General features: G+C 54.3%; 23 protein-coding genes. 8 read left to right on the plus strand and 15 right to left on the minus strand.

Translation table 11 applies throughout. The annotated features are described in order from the left end of the window. Window positions 1–205: 205 nt before the first annotated feature. The 3 genes from HOL66_13525 (at window position 206) to HOL66_13535 (ending at window position 3,964) form a co-directional block, all read left to right on the plus strand. Window positions 206–1,351: a saccharopine dehydrogenase gene (locus tag HOL66_13525; GenBank protein MBT5245251.1), complete on the plus strand. Its 1,146-nt coding sequence runs from the start codon at window positions 206–208 to the stop codon at window positions 1,349–1,351. After that, a complete protein-coding gene (gene guaA, locus HOL66_13530) occupies window positions 1,348–2,898 on the plus strand; it encodes a glutamine-hydrolyzing GMP synthase (GenBank protein ID MBT5245252.1) in 1,551 nt (516 codons plus the stop codon). The genes HOL66_13525 and guaA overlap by 4 nt, the downstream gene beginning before the upstream one ends. A 148-nt stretch (window positions 2,899–3,046) precedes the next feature. After that, window positions 3,047–3,964, plus strand: coding sequence for a sel1 repeat family protein (locus HOL66_13535; GenBank protein ID MBT5245253.1), 918 nt, complete (start codon window positions 3,047–3,049; stop codon window positions 3,962–3,964). A 157-nt stretch (window positions 3,965–4,121) separates the two neighbouring features. On the opposite strand, the gene HOL66_13540 is transcribed toward HOL66_13535, so the two are convergent. The 4 genes from HOL66_13540 to HOL66_13555 all read right to left on the minus strand — a co-directional run bounded on the left by HOL66_13540 (window position 4,122) and on the right by HOL66_13555 (window position 5,128). After that, window positions 4,122–4,325 (minus strand): hypothetical protein, encoded by a 204-nt coding sequence (locus HOL66_13540; protein MBT5245254.1) that lies wholly within the window; start codon window positions 4,323–4,325, stop codon window positions 4,122–4,124. A gap of 11 nt (window positions 4,326–4,336) precedes the next feature. Then, on the minus strand, window positions 4,337–4,630 hold the full coding sequence (locus tag HOL66_13545) for a flagellar motor switch protein FliN (GenBank protein ID MBT5245255.1): 294 nt from the start codon (window positions 4,628–4,630) through the stop codon (window positions 4,337–4,339). A gap of 74 nt (window positions 4,631–4,704) precedes the next feature. After that, window positions 4,705–4,932, minus strand: coding sequence for a hypothetical protein (locus tag HOL66_13550; GenBank protein ID MBT5245256.1), 228 nt, complete (start codon window positions 4,930–4,932; stop codon window positions 4,705–4,707). 19 nt (window positions 4,933–4,951) lie between these two features. Further along, entirely contained in the window at window positions 4,952–5,128 is a 177-nt protein-coding gene (locus tag HOL66_13555) for a hypothetical protein (protein ID MBT5245257.1), read from the minus strand. Window positions 5,129–5,305: 177 nt separating this feature from the next. Between HOL66_13555 and HOL66_13560 the strand changes: the two genes are divergently transcribed. Both HOL66_13560 and HOL66_13565 read left to right on the plus strand, forming a co-directional pair. Next, window positions 5,306–5,509 (plus strand): 30S ribosomal protein S21, encoded by a 204-nt coding sequence (locus HOL66_13560; GenBank protein ID MBT5245258.1) that lies wholly within the window; start codon window positions 5,306–5,308, stop codon window positions 5,507–5,509. A 91-nt stretch (window positions 5,510–5,600) separates the two neighbouring features. Further along, window positions 5,601–7,484, plus strand: a complete 1,884-nt coding sequence (locus tag HOL66_13565; GenBank protein MBT5245259.1) for an ABC transporter ATP-binding protein/permease — start codon at window positions 5,601–5,603, stop codon at window positions 7,482–7,484. Here HOL66_13565 and mnmA read toward each other — a convergent pair whose 3' ends face one another. Further along, window positions 7,485–8,609 carry a tRNA 2-thiouridine(34) synthase MnmA gene (mnmA, locus tag HOL66_13570; GenBank protein ID MBT5245260.1) on the minus strand — a complete coding sequence of 375 codons (1,125 nt, stop codon included), beginning with the start codon at window positions 8,607–8,609 and terminating at the stop codon, window positions 7,485–7,487. 65 nt (window positions 8,610–8,674) lie between these two features. On the opposite strand from mnmA, the gene HOL66_13575 reads away from it, so the two are divergent. After that, window positions 8,675–9,709, plus strand: coding sequence for a methionine synthase (locus HOL66_13575; GenBank protein ID MBT5245261.1), 1,035 nt, complete (start codon window positions 8,675–8,677; stop codon window positions 9,707–9,709). On the opposite strand, the gene HOL66_13580 is transcribed toward HOL66_13575, so the two are convergent. Beyond that, on the minus strand, window positions 9,704–10,594 hold the full coding sequence (locus HOL66_13580; protein ID MBT5245262.1) for an ABC transporter substrate-binding protein: 891 nt from the start codon (window positions 10,592–10,594) through the stop codon (window positions 9,704–9,706). The two genes, HOL66_13575 and HOL66_13580, sit on opposite strands and share 6 nt — an antisense overlap. Before the next feature lie 141 nt (window positions 10,595–10,735). Between HOL66_13580 and HOL66_13585 the strand changes: the two genes are divergently transcribed. Both HOL66_13585 and HOL66_13590 read left to right on the plus strand, forming a co-directional pair. Continuing rightward, window positions 10,736–10,936, plus strand: coding sequence for a hypothetical protein (locus HOL66_13585; protein ID MBT5245263.1), 201 nt, complete (start codon window positions 10,736–10,738; stop codon window positions 10,934–10,936). Then, window positions 10,866–11,447 carry a hypothetical protein gene (locus HOL66_13590; GenBank protein ID MBT5245264.1) on the plus strand — a complete coding sequence of 194 codons (582 nt, stop codon included), beginning with the start codon at window positions 10,866–10,868 and terminating at the stop codon, window positions 11,445–11,447. The genes HOL66_13585 and HOL66_13590 overlap by 71 nt, the downstream gene beginning before the upstream one ends. Here HOL66_13590 and HOL66_13595 read toward each other — a convergent pair. The 9 genes from HOL66_13595 to HOL66_13635 form a co-directional block, all read right to left on the minus strand. Continuing rightward, window positions 11,440–13,191, minus strand: coding sequence for an adenylate/guanylate cyclase domain-containing protein (locus tag HOL66_13595; GenBank protein MBT5245265.1), 1,752 nt, complete (start codon window positions 13,189–13,191; stop codon window positions 11,440–11,442). The two genes, HOL66_13590 and HOL66_13595, sit on opposite strands and share 8 nt — an antisense overlap. Window positions 13,192–13,270: 79 nt before the next feature. After that, a complete protein-coding gene (locus tag HOL66_13600) occupies window positions 13,271–13,912 on the minus strand; it encodes an MBL fold metallo-hydrolase (protein ID MBT5245266.1) in 642 nt (213 codons plus the stop codon). Continuing rightward, on the minus strand, window positions 13,912–14,106 hold the full coding sequence (gene iscX, locus HOL66_13605) for a Fe-S cluster assembly protein IscX (GenBank protein MBT5245267.1): 195 nt from the start codon (window positions 14,104–14,106) through the stop codon (window positions 13,912–13,914). Before iscX ends, HOL66_13600 begins: the two co-directional genes overlap by 1 nt. A 5-nt stretch (window positions 14,107–14,111) precedes the next feature. Next, the gene (locus HOL66_13610; GenBank protein MBT5245268.1) at window positions 14,112–14,444 is read right to left on the minus strand and encodes a 2Fe-2S iron-sulfur cluster binding domain-containing protein; all 333 of its coding nucleotides are present in this window, start codon (window positions 14,442–14,444) and stop codon (window positions 14,112–14,114) included. A gap of 46 nt (window positions 14,445–14,490) precedes the next feature. Next, the gene (hscA, locus tag HOL66_13615) at window positions 14,491–16,386 is read right to left on the minus strand and encodes a Fe-S protein assembly chaperone HscA (protein MBT5245269.1); all 1,896 of its coding nucleotides are present in this window, start codon (window positions 16,384–16,386) and stop codon (window positions 14,491–14,493) included. A 5-nt stretch (window positions 16,387–16,391) separates the two neighbouring features. Beyond that, window positions 16,392–17,033, minus strand: coding sequence for a Fe-S protein assembly co-chaperone HscB (gene hscB / locus HOL66_13620; protein ID MBT5245270.1), 642 nt, complete (start codon window positions 17,031–17,033; stop codon window positions 16,392–16,394). Window positions 17,034–17,117: 84 nt separating this feature from the next. After that, window positions 17,118–17,459: an iron-sulfur cluster assembly accessory protein gene (locus HOL66_13625; protein MBT5245271.1), complete on the minus strand. Its 342-nt coding sequence runs from the start codon at window positions 17,457–17,459 to the stop codon at window positions 17,118–17,120. A 35-nt stretch (window positions 17,460–17,494) separates the two neighbouring features. Continuing rightward, window positions 17,495–17,896 carry a Fe-S cluster assembly scaffold IscU gene (gene iscU / locus HOL66_13630; protein ID MBT5245272.1) on the minus strand — a complete coding sequence of 134 codons (402 nt, stop codon included), beginning with the start codon at window positions 17,894–17,896 and terminating at the stop codon, window positions 17,495–17,497. Window positions 17,897–17,949: 53 nt separating this feature from the next. Beyond that, window positions 17,950–19,188: an IscS subfamily cysteine desulfurase gene (locus HOL66_13635; GenBank protein MBT5245273.1), complete on the minus strand. Its 1,239-nt coding sequence runs from the start codon at window positions 19,186–19,188 to the stop codon at window positions 17,950–17,952. Window positions 19,189–19,214: the final 26 nt, after the last annotated feature.

A 19,214-nucleotide genomic window follows, 5' to 3' on the forward strand; every position in this document is an offset into this window, starting at 1 on the left:
GACCAAGCCGCTCCGTGCCAACGCGGTTAGCTCTGCCCGTTCCGTCGTGTTCAAAAATCTCGCGCGAATCATGCCGACAACAAGAATCCTTTCGAATGAGTCTTGCAAGAACTTTTCGCTTTCTCAATGAGTCGGAGTATATATAAACAATTTCAGGTATACCTTTCCACACCGAACGACCACGTTTTACAGAGGATAAATAATAATGGATTCTAAACCATGTATTCATTGGCTTGGTGCCGGTCTGTCATCCGGACCCGGTATCGCCGCCCTTGCCCGTCGCCGCGGCAATGTCGTTCTGTGGAACCGGACTGTGGAAAAGGCGCAGGCGCTGGTTAAAACCATCGGCTCCAGTGAAGGGCTCAGCGTCGAGGCCCTGGACTTTGATCGATTGGCTGAAATCGTCCAGCCGGGGGATGTCGTCATCTCCATGCTGCCCGGCGCTTTTCATACCCAGGTCGCGCAATTAAGTCTGCAAGCCGACGCCCATATGGTTACCACCAGTTACCTGAGCCCGGAAATGCAGGCTCTGGATGTAGAGGCTAAAGCCAAAGGACTTGTCGTCCTCAACGAAGTTGGCGTCGACCCCGGCATTGATCATTTGTTTGCACAAATTCTGGTTGATGAGGCAAGGCGGGCCGGCATGTTGGGCGACGGCCACAGTGTCTCGTTCGAATCCCATTGCGGCGGCGTTCCCGCTGTCGCCAACGATTTCCGTTACAAATTCAGTTGGGCCCCATTGGGGGTTGTGACGGCCCTGGGCAACCAGTCTCGTTCAATAAGGAACGGGCAGGAATTCACAGTTGAGAAAGCCTGGACCAGCGTCGAAGAAATAAATGTCCTGGGAGAAACATTCGAGGTTTATCCAAACCGCGACAGCATTGGCTACATTGAAGAATACGGGCTGGCGGACGTCGCCGATTTACAGCTTTTCGTTCGCGGCACCCTGCGATTACCCGGCTGGAAAGCTGCTTGGGCCGATATTTTCAAAACGGTGGAAACCGGAAGCAGTGATGACCTTAAGGCCTTAAGCGAACAGCTTTGGAGCGAATACGCCTACGGGCCTGACGAGAAAGACCGGGTCATCCTGTACGTTTCGCTGACCAGTCAAACCGCCGATGGTGAGTCCTGGAAAGCGTCACTCAGCCTGGATGAAACTGGATCCGGTTGGCAAACCGCAATGGCCCGAACAGTGTCGCTGACCGCACAAGTGGCCATTGGCGCTGTGCTGGATGGCCGCTTGCAACCAGGCGTCCAGGCGGCCACCCGCGACCCGGCAGAAGCGAAACGATGGCTTGGTCTTTTAAGTGAAGACGGTATCTCATTCCACGCCGAGAATGTTACGCTATGAGCGAACGTATTCTGATTATCGATTTCGGCTCCCAGGTGACCCAGTTGATCGCCAGACGGGTCCGCGAATCCGGTGTTTATTCCGAGGTTCATCCCTTTAACAACGTCACCGTCGAGACCATCAAGGCTTTTGACCCCAAAGGGATCATCCTGTCAGGCGGCCCTGCTTCGCTAACCAGCATCGACACACCACGCGCCCCTGATGGCCTGTTCGATATGGGTCTGCCTGTTCTGGGTATTTGTTATGGTCAAATGGCCATGGCAGAAGCACTGGGCGGCGAGGTTGTGTCTTCGGACCACCGGGAATTTGGTCGCGCTTTCGTGGACGTAACGGACGATTGCGAACTATTCCACGGCGTCTGGGATGTTGGTTCCACAGAACAGGTGTGGATGAGCCACGGCGACCGTATTGACGCGCCGCCTCCGGGCTTTCGCACCGTTGCCACATCTGACGGGGCGCCGTTTGCCACCATTGCCGATGACGAGAGGCGCTTTTATGGCCTGATGTATCACCCCGAAGTCGTCCACACCCCGCACGGCGCAAAACTGCTTGAAAACTTCACCCACCGGATTTGCAGGTGCGCCGGGGATTGGTCCATGGCCGGGTTCAAGGAACAGGAAATTGCCAAGGTTCGGGCGCAAGTGGGCGACGGCAAAGTGATCTGCGGGCTTTCAGGTGGTGTCGATTCATCAGTTGTCGCGGTGCTTCTGCACGAAGCCATCGGCGATCAATTGCAGTGTGTCTTTGTCGATACCGGCTTTATGCGCAAAGGCGAAGCCGAAGAAGTCGTCAATATGTTCCGCGAGCATTACAATATTCCGCTGGTTCATCGTGACGCCTCCGAACTGTTTATCAGTAAGCTGGAGGGCGAGCCGGACCCGGAAAAGAAGCGCAAGATTATCGGCGCAACCTTTATTGACGTTTTTGAAGAGGAAGCGGACAAGATTGGCGGCGCCGACTTCCTGGCCCAGGGAACCTTGTACCCGGATGTCATCGAATCCGTGTCCTTCACCGGCGGACCATCGGTGACCATTAAATCACACCACAACGTCGGCGGCTTGCCCGAACGGATGAACATGGATCTGGTCGAACCGTTGCGGGAACTGTTCAAGGACGAGGTCCGAAAGCTCGGTCGCGAACTCGGCCTGCCCGAAAACTTTGTCGGCCGCCATCCATTCCCCGGGCCGGGCCTTGCCATTCGCCTGCCCGGCGGGGTAACCCGCGAGAAACTAGAAATCCTGCGCAATGCGGACGCCGTCTACCTTGATGCGATTCGCAACGCCGGCCTGTATGACGCCATCTGGCAGGCCTTCGCCGTGCTGTTGCCGGTCCAGACAGTCGGCGTCATGGGCGACGCCCGCACCTACGACTATGTGTGCGCCATCCGCGCCGTCACCTCAACCGACGGCATGACCGCCGATTTTTATCATTTTGATATGGAATTCCTGGCCCAGATGTCCAACCGCATCATCAACGAGGTCAAGGGCATCAACCGGGTCACCTACGACATTACATCGAAGCCACCCGGCACCATTGAGTGGGAATAGGTTTCGGCGTCTTCTGATGCCTAATAAAAGTTACAGTATCGTGCTCACAATAAGTTGAGGCGCCGTCTTGTCATCTTCACGTAAGGAGAGGATGGTGGTATGGTATTCGTGTTTTTCCAATCCAAGAGAATCGATACCGGGGATACTCATGTCTTCACGCCTTATCATTCTTTTTTCGTCCATTTTGATGCTTCCCCTTCTGACCTCACAAGCGGAGGCCGAATGTCCCGGTTATCCCCAGGTATCGTGGTGGGGTTCATTGAGCCATGAAGGTGTCAGAGGTTATGTCAACCAGAAACATGGCGGTGACTGGGCTGGCTATCTGGATAAATGGAGCCGCCAGCTTGCGACTGTCAGAACCATATACGGTCAGGGAAAGGGCATAAAAATTCCCAGCACCGGCGTTACCATCAAGGGTATGCAACTTTCAGATTACATCGGCAAGCTGGCCCAACGGGTTGATATCAATCGCTGCCTGTCAAAAGAAACCGGGGTTGAAATAAAATCAAAGTCAACAAAATCTGCAGATAAAAAATTAAAAGTTACCCCATTCGGTCAAGGCGTTAACGCCTACAGGGCGGGTGATTTCAAAACCGCCCGTGATATCTGGCTGCCGCTTGCCATTGAAGGCAATGAGAAAGCCCAAAATGCCCTTGGCCACCTGTACCGCAAGGGACTTGGCGTAGAAGTCGACCTTGCGGTATCTCGCAACTGGTATAGCAAATCCGCCGCCCAGAATGATCCCGTCGGCCTGTACAGCTTTGGTGATCTTTCCAGGAGAGAAGCCAAGACAAAAGCTGAAATGGCAAAAGCCCTTGGCCTGATTGAACAATCGGCCAATTTAAATTACGCCGGTGCGCAATACGCCATGGCGCAAATTTATCATCAGGGCAAAGAGGTTCCCGCCGATGATGGCGAAGCCTATTTCTGGAATTTGCTGGCGCAGGGCAACAAGTACAAGAAAGCGCCGGCCCTGATGGAAATTCTTGATAAATCCGTTTCGGATATCGACAAGGACATCCAGTCCGAGCGGGCCAGGGAATGGTTGGCAAATCTTAAAGAGTAGGGCTCACTCTTTGCCGGACTTTTCACGGCCTCTTTTTTCAATCGCCCTGATAATCAACCACAAGACCGCCATGATGGTGAAGGCCACGGTGCCAATTTTCAAATAGGCAAGGAGAAGCCCCTGTCCTACAGACATCGTTTTTCAGGATTTTTGAAGGTCAATGAACGCTGGTACCTTCGGGAACCTCATCAGATAACAGCTCTTCGACAGCGCGGGTAACCTTAAGCCAGATAAAGCGGCCTTCCTGATCACCTTCGTTAGCCAGTTGATCGGCCTTGATGGCGGCTCCGTTCAAAGCCATTTCACCGTACTGATCCACAAGAAGGCTGGCGCAGCGCCAAATTTCACTATTGGATTTCATGGTCATGCTTTCTACAGGCGTTTCACAATTTTTGTAATACTGACGCCCAGGCGGTCTTCGATAACAATAACTTCGCCCTTGGCAATGATGTTTTCTTCGGCAACCAGTTCAATTTCTTCGCCGACAAGACGCTCCAATTCGACAACCGCGCCACGACCAAGTTTGAGGATCTGGCTAATCGGCATTAAAGCCGTTCCAAGAACAGCCGTCACATCAACCGAAATTCCGTAAACGGCGCCGACAGTTTCCACGTCGTCGTCGGCCGTGCCGTCAGACATATCGGCCATTGCGGCGGCCATATCCATTTCGTCTTCTTCAGCCATTTATCGAATCCATGTAATATCCTAGCCACTCAATCAACTAAGCGTCCAATATTTCCTTAGTGCAGATGTGCACGTTCGGGCGGCGATCCTTCCAACATTCCATCAACAAGCATAATCAGGCGCTTCCACGTTCTGTAACCTTTCATATCGCCGCTACTTAATTTTCCTTCGGCCTGTAAAGAGGCAACCATAACCGCGTCTTTGCCATGTCGGCGTAACAGTGTATCAGCCATTTCATAGACTTCGGCATTAGAAAGTTCTTCGCCGGCATTTCGCTCATCCATTTTTGAAAAAATCTTCCCCCTAAGCCGCTTCGCCATTTTGAATGGGAGTACACTTGTACCAGCGTTCTTCCTCATACCAGGCGGCGTCATCAGCACTTTTTTTCTGGTCGTGCAAAGCTAAAACCCTGTCCCCGACCTTACTGTCGACAACGGCCCAGGATTTAATTTTCTCGACATATTTGACTTGATACCGCATGACGATTAAACCTTAAAAAATGGAACCCTATTTTCTACTTTGAAGGCTAACAAAGCTTTCTCAACAAATCGTAAACGGCATTTGTTTCAGGCCGGATTTGTCAGCCGAGCGTTAAATGACTATGATATTTCCCTTCGGCGCAAAAATTTGGCGCCATATCAGGCAGTGAGAAGTCATTTGTATGTAAGCGTACGTGATAATAACGTCGATCAGGCATTGAAGGCGTTGAAGAAAAAAATGCAGCGTGAGGGTATCTGGCGCGAAATGAAGCGCCGTCGTTCCTATGAAAAACCTTCTGAGGTCAGGGCAAGAAAAAAGGCCGAAGCGGTCAGCCGCGCCCGCAAACTTGAACGCAAGCGCCTTCAGGTTGAAGGTTTCTGAGCCAACCGCAGTAGCGGTCAGCCGAACCAATCCCTATATAGAACAGACCTGCGGCCTGGGGCCGTGGGATTGACCGTTTTGATGAGTGACCATGCGCAGACCTGACAACAATCCCGACCGGGGGGAAGCCTCCGGCGATTTCGACACCATCCGTTCCCTGCTGCCCTATTTGTGGCCAAGGGATGCATTTGCTTTGCGTGTTCGTGTTATCGTCTCGTTGATCCTGCTGGCGCTTGCAAAAGTCACCACAGTCGCCGTCCCGGTGATCCTGAAATACGCCGTTGATGCCTTAACCGCCCCGGTGCCCGGTAAAGACATCAGTACCGAAACGATCATCATTGCCGTCCCTGTTGGCCTGCTCATCGCTTACGGTGTGGCGCGGGTGTTATCGCTGGCCTTTAAAGAATTGCAAGGTGCGGTTTTTGCCAAAGTTGCCGAGCGCGCCATCCGTAAAGCCGGTGTCAAAACTTTCCGCCATATTCATGATCTGGCTTTGCGCTTTCATCTTGATCGTCGTACCGGTGGACTAAGCAGGGCTATCGAGCGCGGCACCAAAGGTATCGAGTACGTGCTGCGTATGATGCTGTTCAACATCGTGCCGACCATGGTCGAAATCCTGATGGTTCTGGGCTTGCTGTGGGGCCTGTTTGATCAGTGGTTCGCCTTCGTCACCGCCGCCACCATTGCCGGTTATGTGGTTTGGACGCTGATCATCACCGAATGGCGGATCAAATTCCGCCGGACCATGAATGATTCGGACTCCGAAGCCCACACCAAGGCCATCGACAGCCTGATCAACTATGAGACCGTTAAATACTTCGGCAACGAGGAACATGAAGCCCACCGTTTTGATCAGGCCATGGAATCCTACGAAAGTGCTGCGGTGACAGCAAAAACGACGCTGTCCATACTAAACACCGGACAGGGCGCCATCATTGCCACTGGCGCCACCATCATTATGATTATGGCCGGTCACGGCGTAACGGACGGAACCATGACGGTTGGCGATTTCGTTCTCGTCAACACCTACCTGTTGCAGTTGTACATACCTTTAAGTTTCCTTGGCTCGAGCTACCGCGAGATCAAACATTCCCTGATCGATATGGAACAGATGTTCGCGTTGCTGGATGAAGCGGCAGAAGTCACCGACCCACCGGGGGCTCCTGCCTTGTCGATCAAGGGTGCGGAAGTGGAATTCCGCGATGTCTCGTTCTCCTACACCCCGGAAAGGCCGATCCTGAAGAATGTCTCGTTCACAGTTCCAGCCGGGAAAAGCGTTGCCATCGTCGGCCCCAGCGGGGCCGGAAAATCCACCATATCGCGGTTGTTGTTCCGCTTTTATGACGCCAGCGAAGGGGCTGTGCTGATTGACGGACAGGATACCCGCACCGTTACCCAGGCCAGCTGGCGCGCCGCTATCGGTATCGTGCCGCAGGATACGGTGCTGTTTAATGACACCATCTATTACAACATCGCTTACGGTCGCCCCGGTGCAAGCCGTGAAGAGATCGAGGAAGCGGCGAAACTGGCCGCCATCCACGACTTTATCAGCGCCCTTCCCGAAGGCTACCAGACCGCCGTCGGCGAGCGCGGGCTAAAGTTATCAGGCGGTGAGAAACAGCGCGTCGCCATCGCCCGGACCATTCTCAAACGTCCGGGCATCTTCCTGTTTGACGAGGCGACCTCGTCTTTGGACTCGCACACGGAAAAAGAAATTCAAGAGTCCCTGAAACAGGTTTCAAGCGGTCGCACCACCCTGATGATCGCCCACCGGCTGTCGACCGTCATCGACGTCGATGAAATCATCGTTCTGGAAGCGGGGCGGATCAGTGAACGTGGCAACCACGCCCAACTTTTGGCCAAGAACGGCCAATATGCCAGCATGTGGGCGCGTCAGCAGGAAACCGAGCACGCCCGCGAAGTGCTTGAACACGCGGATGAAGATAAAGAAACCGCTGAGGTCGCGGCGCAATAATCAGGCGGCATCGTCGCGCATGATCCAACCACCGCCCAACACCCGCTCCCCATCATAGAAAACACAGGCCTGACCCGGCGCTACAGCGCCCTGGGGATCATCCAGGGTCACTTCTGCCCTGCCCGCCCCAGCCGTTCGCACCGTGGCGGCAAGGGGTGGCTGGGTTGAACGCAATTTGACCCGAAGCTGAACACCATCTGGCGGAATATCCTGAGGCCCCAACCAGTTCAGGTTCTGGATCATCAGGCTGCGCCGTTTCAATGCATCCTTTGGCCCAACAACGACGCGCGCCGTCTTCGGCTCAAGCCGCAACACGTAAAGCGGTTCGGGGGCGGAAACATCAAGCCCGCGGCGCTGCCCGATGGTGTAATTGATAATTCCTGAATGATTTCCCAACACATTGCCGTCCAGATCAACAATCTCGCCCGGGATCAGGGCGTCCGGTCGTAACTTCCTGACCACGTCCTGATACTTTCCTTCCGGCACGAAGCAGATATCCTGACTGTCCGGCTTGCTGGCCACGGGCAACCCGTAATGATGGGCCAGTTCGCGGGTTTCGTCCTTGTCCATGGCACCCAGCGGAAAGCGCAGGAAATCAAGCTGCTCCGGGGTCATTGAGAACATGAAATAGCTCTGATCACGGCCCGGATCACGCCCGGCGTGAAGTTCCGCCCCGCCCGGACCCAAAATCCTGCGCACATAATGACCGGTCACCAGCAGGTCAGCGTCCAGGTCTTTGGCCTTGGCCATCAAGTCCGTAAACTTGACTGTCTCGTTACAGCGCACGCAGGGAACCGGCGTTTCCCCGCGCAGGTAACTATCGGCAAAATCCTCGATCACAGCTTCCCTGAACAGGTTTTCAAAATCGAGCACGTAATGGGGAATACCGATGGCGTCAGCGACATTGCGGGCATCGGTGATATCGCGTCCGGCGCAACAGGTGCCGGGCCTGGAAATCGCTTCACCATGATCGTACAACTGCAAGGTAACGCCGATAACGTCATAACCTTGCTCTTTAAGCATGGCGGCGGTCACCGAACTGTCGACACCGCCGGACATGGCGACGACAACACGGGTTTCTGCCGGTGCCTTGTTGAGCCCCAAAGTATTGATCTCAGTATTCATGTGAGGGAATATAGGTGTTTCCGCTGCCCGTACAATGGGCAAAAACCCAAGCGAGCCGACAAAGGATCATTCAGATGATAACAACGACAGTGGCGGGCAGCCTTCCCAAACCGGCCTGGTTGGCCGAACCGGAGAAACTGTGGGCCCCATGGCGTCTGCAGGACGAGGAACTGATTGAAGGCCAGCAGGACGCCGCCTTGGCCTGGATAAAACTTCAGGAAGATGCCGGTATTGATATCGTTAGTGACGGTGAGCAATTCCGCAAACATTTCGTCCATGGCTTTCTGGAGCACATTGACGGCATCGACTGGCAACGTATGACCACCATGGGCATCCGCGATGATCGTTATGACGCCCAGGTTCCGACAGTCACATCCGCCGCCAGTCGCAAGAAATCCGTGCATGGGGAAGGTGCCAAGTTCTGCCGCAAACACACCGGCAATAAACTCAAATTCACCCTGCCCGGACCGATGACCATTTGCGACACCATTGCCGATGGCCATTACGGCAACCGCCCTGAAATGGCGATGGCCTTTGCTGCTCTATTGAACGAAGAAGCCCTGGAACTTGAAGCCCTAGGCGTTGACGTCATTCAATTCGATGAACCGGCTTTCAACGCGTTTATGGATCAGGTTCCGGTCTGGGGTGTCGATACCCTGCACAGGGCCATTGATGGGCTTTCCTGCAAAACCGCCGTCCACATTTGTTATGGTTACGGCATTCAGGAAAATATCGAATGGAAGGAAGGACTCGGCGATGAGTGGCGACAGTACGAAGAGTTCTTCCCGGCCCTCAATGACAGCCGCATTGATCAGGTCTCACTGGAATGCGCTGATTCAAAGGTGCCGATGTCGGTGCTTGCTTTACTAAAGGATAAGGAAGTCCTTGTCGGCGCCATTGATGTCGCCAGCGAGACCATTGAGACCCCTGAAAAGGTCGCCGCCACCTTGCGCGCGGCTATGGAATATGTTGACCCGGAACGGATCATTGCCTGCACAAATTGCGGCATGGCGCCACTGCCACGCGCAGTCGCCGAAGGTAAGCTCAAGGCATTGGGGGCCGGTGCGGCATTGCTGCGAAAAGAACTCGGCGTCTCATAAATCTTTGGGTGGTAGCGTACAAACCTGATCATAGGCATAGCGTTCTTTGATCAGGCCGTTGTACTGAAAAATATCGAGAGTCGCCTCGAACGCCTCGGGCGTGATCTCCACGTGCGAACTCCAGCAGCCAAGTTGCTGGTAGGTGGTGATACAATCAGCCAGCGCTGCCTCGTCTATTGCCGGGAAGTAAGGTTTTTCGGCACGTGCGATCTCTATCGCCGGAGTTTCGTTCATGTAGGCCCGGGTTTTCCTGTAGGCCCGAATGAAAGACGCCGCCATATCTGTTTCCAGCCAATCCCGGTTTGCCGCCAGACTGGAAAATCCACACGGGCCGATTTGCTTGCCAACTTGCGCCACGATATGACCGATACCATCGGCTTCCAGTTGCTGCGGGAAAGGCCCCTGCTGTTGCACGTATTGCCCTTTCCCCTCGCGAAAAGCCTCATCTATATCTGCGGCCCCGCCGGGGTTGATGGCGTTGATCTTGTCATAGTCGATACCGGCCTTGTGGCAAGCGTACCTGAACATGGCAAGCGGCTGACCACCGCCAAACAAAACCGCGTCTGAACCTTCAAGCTTGTCCCAGGTGAAATCAGGATCGGGCTGGCGGGCGGTAATGAAAAAACCATCCATCTCGTTAACTTGGGCAAAATGCGTGGTATCTGGCGTTTCGCCTTTTGATAGCGGTCCAAAACCCTGGCTTAAAGCAGATTGAACAACATGCGCAGAACCGTCCTCAAGGGCGGTGATTGCCGAAACACCGGGTTTTGCGACTGACCACTCAGGCTGCAATCCTTCTGCCTGCAAAAAGCCGCCGGACATGGTCGAGATCAGCGGCGAATAAAATGCCGAAAATAGGGTGAACTGAATATTGATCGTTGTCATTTGATTTTCTGTCAGGTGTTCCTTGGTACGATCACGACAGGAACTATAGGCGTTTTATACCCCCGTACAATGCTTCGTTCACTTACGGTTCAGGCAAATCCTGTAAAATTGGCCATCGTTTGAAAAGGCAGGAGTTCCGCCATGATTACAAGAACTGCCCTGATGACCCTGATTTTCGCCGTCGTGATCAACTGCGGCGCGGCGGCCTATGCGCTGATCAATAACGGCTCGTCGCTGGGCTTCCAGTCCACGTCCTATAGCTCATACGGATATGGCGACAACGACGACGATGATGATGATGATGATGATGATCACCACCACGATGACGATGATGACGATTAATCCTCCCCCCGGCAGGAAACCAAGCAAGACCGAACTGTCATTCCTGATGGGATGGCACGGGTTGTTGTCCGGCGCCTTTCTGGTCGCTTACGTCACCGGCGAAGGCAGTTACGCCATGCACGTTTTTTCCGGTGTCATGGTTCTGCTGGCGTTGGGCATTCGTCTGCTTGTCGGCCTGGGAGCGCCAAAAGGCTCTCCACTGGCCTTGCCGACACTCAGCCTGCCGCCCGCAGGACAGGCTCCTTCAGGTATTCGCGCCGTTCAGCGTTTGATTAATAACTGGATGGCGGCGGCCCTGCTGGTGCTCATTACCCTGGCCGCTCTTTCGGGCTGGTTTGCCCATGATATTGGTATGGATGATGACCTTCACGAGGGATTGGCCGAAGCGACCCCGGCGTTAATATTCGTCCACATCGCCTTCGCCGTGACCTTCCACGCACTGAAGTCCCTGCCGTCGGGAACCGCCGCTCGTGTTGCAGCGGAAGTTATCAATAAAAACAAGCCTAACTGACAAGCCCGTGGCGGAGCAGACCATCCAGAATATGCTGATTGCGCTGCTCGTCCGGATAGGGTTGCCAGTTTGACTTACTGCTGACGTAGCGTGCGTCAATGGCAGAGCACTTTTTGAGCATCTCGCGCGCTTCCTCAATTTGGTCAAGATGGGCCAGGCAGATGGCGTGCCGATACAGGGGTTCTGGCAAGTCAGGACGTAAGGCAACCGGCTTTTGACACCAATCGGCGGCACGCTGATACTGTTCCACAGAGATATAGGCTCGCGACAGATAGGCCATATAACGCCAGCGGATTGGATCACGTGGGTTCAAGATCAATGCTTTTTCCATAAGCCCAATGCCTTCTTCCGTCCGGCCGACAAGATCAAGACGATTTCCCGCAGCCATGACCGCGTGGGCAAAATTGGGGTTCAACTCCACCGCTTGCAAGGCCTCAGACAGACCCAATTCAGTTTCCTCCGCCCATATATGGACCGTTCCGAGGGCGAGATGAGCCAATGCCGAAGCGCTATCCAGCGAGACCGCCCGACGCCCCGCTTCAAAGCCGTTACGCAGGGAAGTTTGCGGATCATCATTGCAATCGAACATCACTTCCTTGGCGTAACACCAACTAAGACGGGCCCAGGCATCAGAGTAGTTGGGGTCAATATCGAGCGCGGACTGGAACATCTTCATCGCCGCAGCGGTTCCCGCGCACGTTTCATCATTGAATATCGCCATGCCACGAAGATAATGATCCCAGGCATTCAGGTCTTCGGTCGGCTTGTTGGTCGAACGCCTGTTTTCAAAAGATTCCAGTTCCGGGACAATGATGGCGGCGATGTGATTGGTAATTTCATCCTGAACGTCAAAAATATCTTCCAGTTGCCGGTCAAATTTTTCTGCCCAAACGTGATGGCCGCTATTGGCGTCGATAAGCTGGGCGGTGATCCGTAGCCGATTACCAGCCTTGCGAACACTTCCTTCCATGACGTATTGAACGCCTAAATCTTCTGCGACTTGCTGGGCCGGAACCGGTGAGACCTTGTAAGTAAAAACCGAATTTCGGGCAATCACCGGAATCGAGCGCCATTGCGAAAGAGCCGTGATAATGTCCTCTGTCAGGCCGTCTGAAAAGTATTCCTGATCGGGGTCGTCACTCATGTTGGTAAATGGCAGGATGGCGATTGATGGCTGCTTTGTCTCACCCGGCACAGAGTCACTATTGGCAACGTCTAAATCTTCAGGGCTCGCAGGCCAATGCCAGACACGAATAGGTCGTGCGATATTTTTGAAATTGCTATCGCCGCCGTCCTGAAAATCGATGCCGACCTTTCCGTCAATCTGGTCGTGTACGGCAGCCGAGATACAAATGCCCCCCGGTACGGCAGCCGATTCCAGGCGTGCGGCAAGATTGACCCCGTCCCCGTAGACCTCGCCGCGGTCTTCGATCACATCACCGAGATTAATACCGATGCGAATTTGCACCTGTTCACCGTCGGGTAAACCAGAATTTTCCCCGGCAAGTTTTGTCTGAATGCTCGCTGAACTGTCAATTGCCTGCACAACACTGGGGAAGGTAGCCAAAACGGCGTCGCCGGCATAACGCAACACGGTGCCGCCGGACGCGCCAATGTTTTGCGTGACACCGTCCAACAACTCCATAACCCGGCGGTGAGTGCCTTCTTCATCCATGCCGGTCAGGCGGCTGTAACCAGCCACGTCGGCATAGAATATGGTCACGAGTTTACGGGTGGCGCTCATTAAAAAGCTCCTTCACAAGCAACCTACTCTAACCATATAAGTCGGCATAAGGAATTAGAGAACCTGCAACCGCGGCAGCTTAAATCACATCATCGCCGACAAACGGGTTTGTCTTGCGCTCGGCCCCGAAGGTTGAGGCTTGGCCGTGGCCGGGGATGAAGGTGACATCATCGCCCAGCGGCCACAGGCGGCCGGTGATAGAATCGAGCAGGTCCTGATGATTGCCGCGGGGGAAATCGGTGCGCCCGATGGAACCCTGAAACAGCACATCCCCAACCAGTGCCAGATGCTGATCGGGTTGATAAAAAACAACGTGGCCCGGTGTGTGGCCCGGGCAATGGATGACATCGAAGCTGACCTTTCCAACACTGACTTTATCGGCGTTTTCAAGCCAGCGTTCGGGGGTGAAAGCGCGCCCTTCGGGAAAGCCAAACTGCAGGGTTTGTTCGGGCAGTTGCTGGATCCAGAAATCATCATCCTTGTGCGGCCCTTCGATGGGCACAGACAGGCGTTCGGCCAACTCCGCAGCACCGCCAGCGTGATCGAGATGGCCATGGGTGATCAGGATTTTCTCAATGGTGACGTTGTTTTCTTCGGCAACACTGATGAGCTGCTCAATATCGCCGCCAGGATCAACAAACGCCCCCAGCATGGTTTGCGTACACCACAACAAGGTGCAGTTCTGATCGAAAGCGGTAACCGGGATGACAACAGCTTTCATCAGTCACGCTCATCCAGCCAGGCCATCTGAATGGCCTCCAGCGTTTTCTCATTGGATTTTTCCGGATCATCGTCAAAACCGGGCAGCGCCTGCACCCATTTCCACAAATCCGTAAAGCGCAAGTTAACCACATCGACATCCGGGTGGGCGTCTTCAAGTTCGATGGCGATATCGTGAACGTCGACCCACTTCATAAAGCTTAATCCACCAGCATGTTTCGGGTTGCCGCAGGCAGGGTAACACTGAGACCGTCAAGTTCGTCGGTCATCTTGATCTGGCAGCCAAGTCTCGAGGTATGGGTCAGGCCAAAGGCCAGGTCGAGCATGTCTTCTTCTTCTTCCGAAGCCTCACCCAGTTTGTCGAACCATTCCTGGTCGACAATGACATGACAGGTCGAACAGGCCAGCGAGCCTTCACAGGCGCCTTCAAGATCAATGTCGTTCTTGTGGGCTACTTCAAGCACCGACAAACCGTTCGGGGCATCGACTTCTTTTTTTGTTCCGTCGCCCGCGACGAAGGTAATTTTGGGCATCGAGTGGTTCTCCTGAAAATCAAATAAACGAAATATATCGGGCCTTTTAACCTTTAGAGGCCTGTTCATCAAGGGCGTCAATTTCAACACCGCGCAGGGCCGAACGGATACCCCGGTCCATGCGCTTTTCGGCAAATGCTTTGGTCGCCTCTTCCAACTGTTCGGCCGCTGCTGTGATGGTATCGCGCTGATCGCCCTTTGAGGCTTCCTCAAGGCTTTGAACGACGGCCTTGATGGCATTGAATTCATCATCGCTAAGCAAATGCCCGTCATTGGAAAGGGCCGCTGATACGGCATTGAGATTACGCCCGGCTTCAACCTTGGTTTCGGCAAGCAGACGGGCTTCCATGTCATCCTTGGCGTTTTTCATGCTGTCGTACAGCATATCCGCCATTTCCTCTTCGCTGAGGCCGTAGGATGGCTTGACGGCGACTTCCGCCTCGATACCGGTGGTTTCTTCACCGGCCGTTACGGTCAACAAACCGTCGGCATCGACCGCGAAAGTCACCCTTATACGGGCAGCCCCCGCCGTCATCGGCGGAATGCCGTGTAAATCGAAACGCGCGAGGGACCGGTTTTGGTCAACCATTTCCCGATCACCCTGAACCACGTGAACCGCCATCGCACTTTGACCATCCATGTAAGTAGTGAATTCCTGAGCCTTGGCGACCGGGATCGGGGTGTTTCGGGGGATCACCTTTTCGACCAGCCCACCCATGGTTTCGAGCCCCAGACTGAGCGGTGTGACATCGAGCAACAAGGTGTCCGATCCAACTGTCAGGGCTTCGGCCTGCAAGGCCGCGCCGATGGCGACAACCTCGTCCGGGTCGATGTCGGCCAAGGGTTCCTTGGCAAACAAGGCGGCGACCTTCTTGCGGACCAGTGGTACCCGCGTCGAGCCGCCAACCAGGACCACGCCCTTGACCTGTTCCGGGGTGACATTGGCGTCTTCCATCACCGATTTGCAAATGTCCTGGGTGTGGGTGACCAAATCTTCGACCAACCCGTCGAAGGTGGCGCGATCAAAAAAATGTTTGGACTGGACACCATCAATATCCAGCACCCACTCGCCGCTTTGGGCGTCGCTCAGGCATTCCTTGGCCAGCCTGGCCGTCATCAGCGCCATCTTAACATCGCTACCGGTCAGTTCCTTATCACCGGTGCGCTCGCCAATAAAATGTTCGGCGATGGCGTGATCAAAATCATCACCACCCAAAGCCGCGTCGCCGCCGGTGGCGAGTACCTGAAAGACGCCTTTTTCCATGCGCAGGATAGAAATATCAAAGGTTCCGCCGCCCAGGTCGTATACGGCGTAAACACCTTCTGCCTCCATATCCAGGCCATATGCCAGGGCAGCGGCGGTCGGTTCATTGACCAGCCGCAGGACTTCAATTCCGGCCAGCCGGGCGGCGTCCTTGGTAGCGCTGCGGGCGGCATCATCAAAATAGGCAGGTACCGTGATCACGGCCTGATCGACGATATGGCCCAAATGTTCTTCAGCCCGTTCTTTCAGAGCGCTGAGGATATCGGCAGAAATTTTCACTGGCGTCAGTTTATGTCCGGCGACGTTCAGGCGAACCATGCCGGTTTCACCTTCGGGTTGCGGATCGATATCGAAGGGCAGCACCCCAGCCAGGGATTTGACATCTTCAACACCGCGGCCCATCAATCTTTTAATGGAACCGACGACACATTCAGGCCGATCGAGCAGCAAATTGCGCGCCATGCCGCCAACGATTGCAGAACCGTCAGGTGCGTAGGCCACGACGGACGGCACCAGGGCCTTGCCATCATCGTCACGCAGGACTTCGGGCTTGCCCTCTGAACTGATGGCGACGACGGAATTTGTGGTCCCAAGGTCAATACCAACGGCCAGCCGTTCATCACCAGCGTGGGGTGCCGGTGTTGCGCCGGGTTCGTGAATTTGCAGCAAGGTCGCCATAACGCTTAGATCAACTTCATTCTGTGGATGCGGGTTTCTTCGGACAGCTTTTGTAAATACTTCAGCCGTGTCGTTAATTTACACGCACCTTCGATATCATCATCTTTGAACAGTTTGGAAAGCTGCTCGATACAGACCTTGATGTCGTCCTGGGCGCGGTTTGACAGAACATCGACCTGGTCCGTGGTTTCGGCTTCTGCCAGGGCTTCGCGCAGTTCCATGGTTTCCATCAATAAAGCCTGATCGTTGACCAGATTGCAGCCTTCGGGCAGCACCCCTATGCCACGCAGGTGAACCAGATAATCGGCCCTTTTCAGCGGCTCTTTCAGAGTTTCATAGGCGTCGTTGATGGCTGTTGCCTGAAGCTGGCTTATGGCCTTTTCCTGAGGGCTGCGGGTGGCGAAGCGGTCCGGGTGAAGGTGGCGCTGAAGATCAAAATAAAGCTGATCAAGATCGGCAACATTGACATCAAAGGAAACCGCCAGGCCGAGGCGCTGGAAATGGTCGATTTGCCCCGGTGGCTGCACCGCCCCGCAAGTCTCGCATAAAGGAATGACCTGCGTTACAGGGCCCTTGCACGACCAGCAGGCAATGACGCCGGCTTCGTCTGCGGAAGCTTTTTCAGCAGTGCTGTCAGGGCCATCCATGGGTATTGCCGTTTCCTTTAATACAACTTGGGACCGTCCCTGATTGGCAGAAACGGTCCCATTTATTATAACGTCATGACGATTTTATACGTGGAAGGATTCACCGCAACCGCAGCGACCCTTTTCGTTGGGGTTTGAGAACACAAAGCCGGATTCCAGTTTGTCTTCGACGTAGTCCATTTCGGTACCAATAATAAACATGGTCGCCTTCGGGTCGATCAGAATGGTCACACCCTTGTCTTCAAGGATTTCATCGAACGGCCCCTTCTCGTCGGCGAATTCAAGAGTATAGGACATGCCTGAACAGCCTTTGGTGCGAACCCCGATGCGGATGCCTGTGGACGGCTTGCCGCGTCCATCAAGCAGAGCCTGGACCTGTTTTGCAGCAGCGTCGCTAACCGTCATCATTGCCGGACGTTCATTCATCTCTCGGGATTCTCCATCTTCAATTCAAAGACACCTTATTCGGCGGCTTCGCTTGTGGATTCTTTCTTTGACCTGTAATCCGTGATCGCAGCCTTGATCGCATCTTCGGCCAAAACAGAGCAATGCACCTTGACCGGCGGCAAGGCCAGTTCATGGGCAATGTCAGTGTTCTTGATTTCGGCCGCTTCATCAAGGGTTTTACCTTTGACCCACTCGGTCACAAGCGAGCTTGAAGCGATTGCCGAACCACAGCCGAAAGTCTTGAACTTGGCATCTTCAATGATGCCGTCTTCATCGACCTTGATCTGCAACTTCATGACATCGCCGCACGCCGGTGCGCCGACAAGACCGGTGCCGACGCCGGTGTCGTCTTTATCAAGAATCCCGACATTGCGAGGATTTTCGTAGTGATCAAGCAACTTGTCGCTATAAGCCATTTTGTCTTCTCCGTTCGCTTGCCTGAGGAAATACCCGGCAATCATCAATTAATTCAGTGATCAGCCCATTCAATGGACTTTAAATCGATACCTTCCTGGGCCATGTCCCAAAGCGGGCTCATTTCGCGCAGGCGTGTGACTTCCGTAGCAATCTTTTCGACCGCGTAATCGACTTCCTCTTCGGTGGTGAAACGACCAAGGCCGATCCGCAGTGACGTATGGGCGAGCTCTTCCTCCACGCCCAGGGCGCGCAATACGTAGGATGGTTCAAGGGAAGCCGATGTGCAGGCCGAACCGCTGGAAACAGCCAGGTCATTGACGCCCATCATCAGGCCCTCGCCTTCCACATAAGCAAAACTGAGGTTCAGGTTGCCAGGAATCCGGTGTTCAAGATCGCCGTTCAGATAGACTTCGCTGAGCCGGTCATTGATGCCGGCATGGAAGCGGTCACGCAACATTTTCAGGCGTTCGGCCTCTGCCCCCATTTCCTTTTCGGCAAGGGCGCAGGCTTCACCAATACCGACACATAGCGGTGTCGGCAGGGTCCCCGAACGCATCCCGCGTTCCTGACCACCACCATTAATCATGGCGACAACCCGAACCCGGGGACGGCGGCGGACGTAAAGCACACCGATGCCCATGGGACCATAGAGTTTGTGACCGGAAATGCTCATCAGGTCGATGTTCATGTCGTCCACATCAAGGGGAATTTTACCGGCACCCTGCGCCGCGTCAGTGTGGAAGAAAACACCATTCTCGCGACACAGCGCGCCGATTTCCTTAATGGGCTGGATAACACCGATTTCGTTATTGACCGCCATGATCGAAACCATCAGGGTTTTATCGGTGATCGCCTCGGCCAGTTTATCAAGCTCGATCAAACCGTTTTCCTGAACCGGCAGATAGGTGATGTCGAAGCCATCCTGTTCGAGATGGCGGCAGGTATCGAGCACACACTTGTGTTCGGTAACACAGGTGATGATGTGATTTTTTCGATCCTTGTAGAATTGACCGACGCCCTTCAAGGCCAGATTGTTGGATTCGGTAGCACCGGATGTGAAAATAATTTCCTTAGGTGTCGCACCGATCAGCGAGGCAACTTGAGCCCGCGCTTCCTCAACCACATCTTCGGCGTCCCAGCCATAATGATGGGTTCTGGAATGGGGATTGCCAAAACGTTCAGAGAAAAACGGCAGCATTTTTTCGACCACCCTGGGATCGGTCGGCGTCGTCGCCTGATAATCCAGATACAAGGGTGCGTCTTTACTCCAGTGGCCTTTTGTCGTGCTCATAATTTTATCTTTTTCCTGCTTCAATT

Source organism: Rhodospirillaceae bacterium, assembly GCA_018662005.1.
Classification (GTDB): Bacteria; Pseudomonadota; Alphaproteobacteria; order Rhodospirillales; family JABHCV01; genus JACNJU01.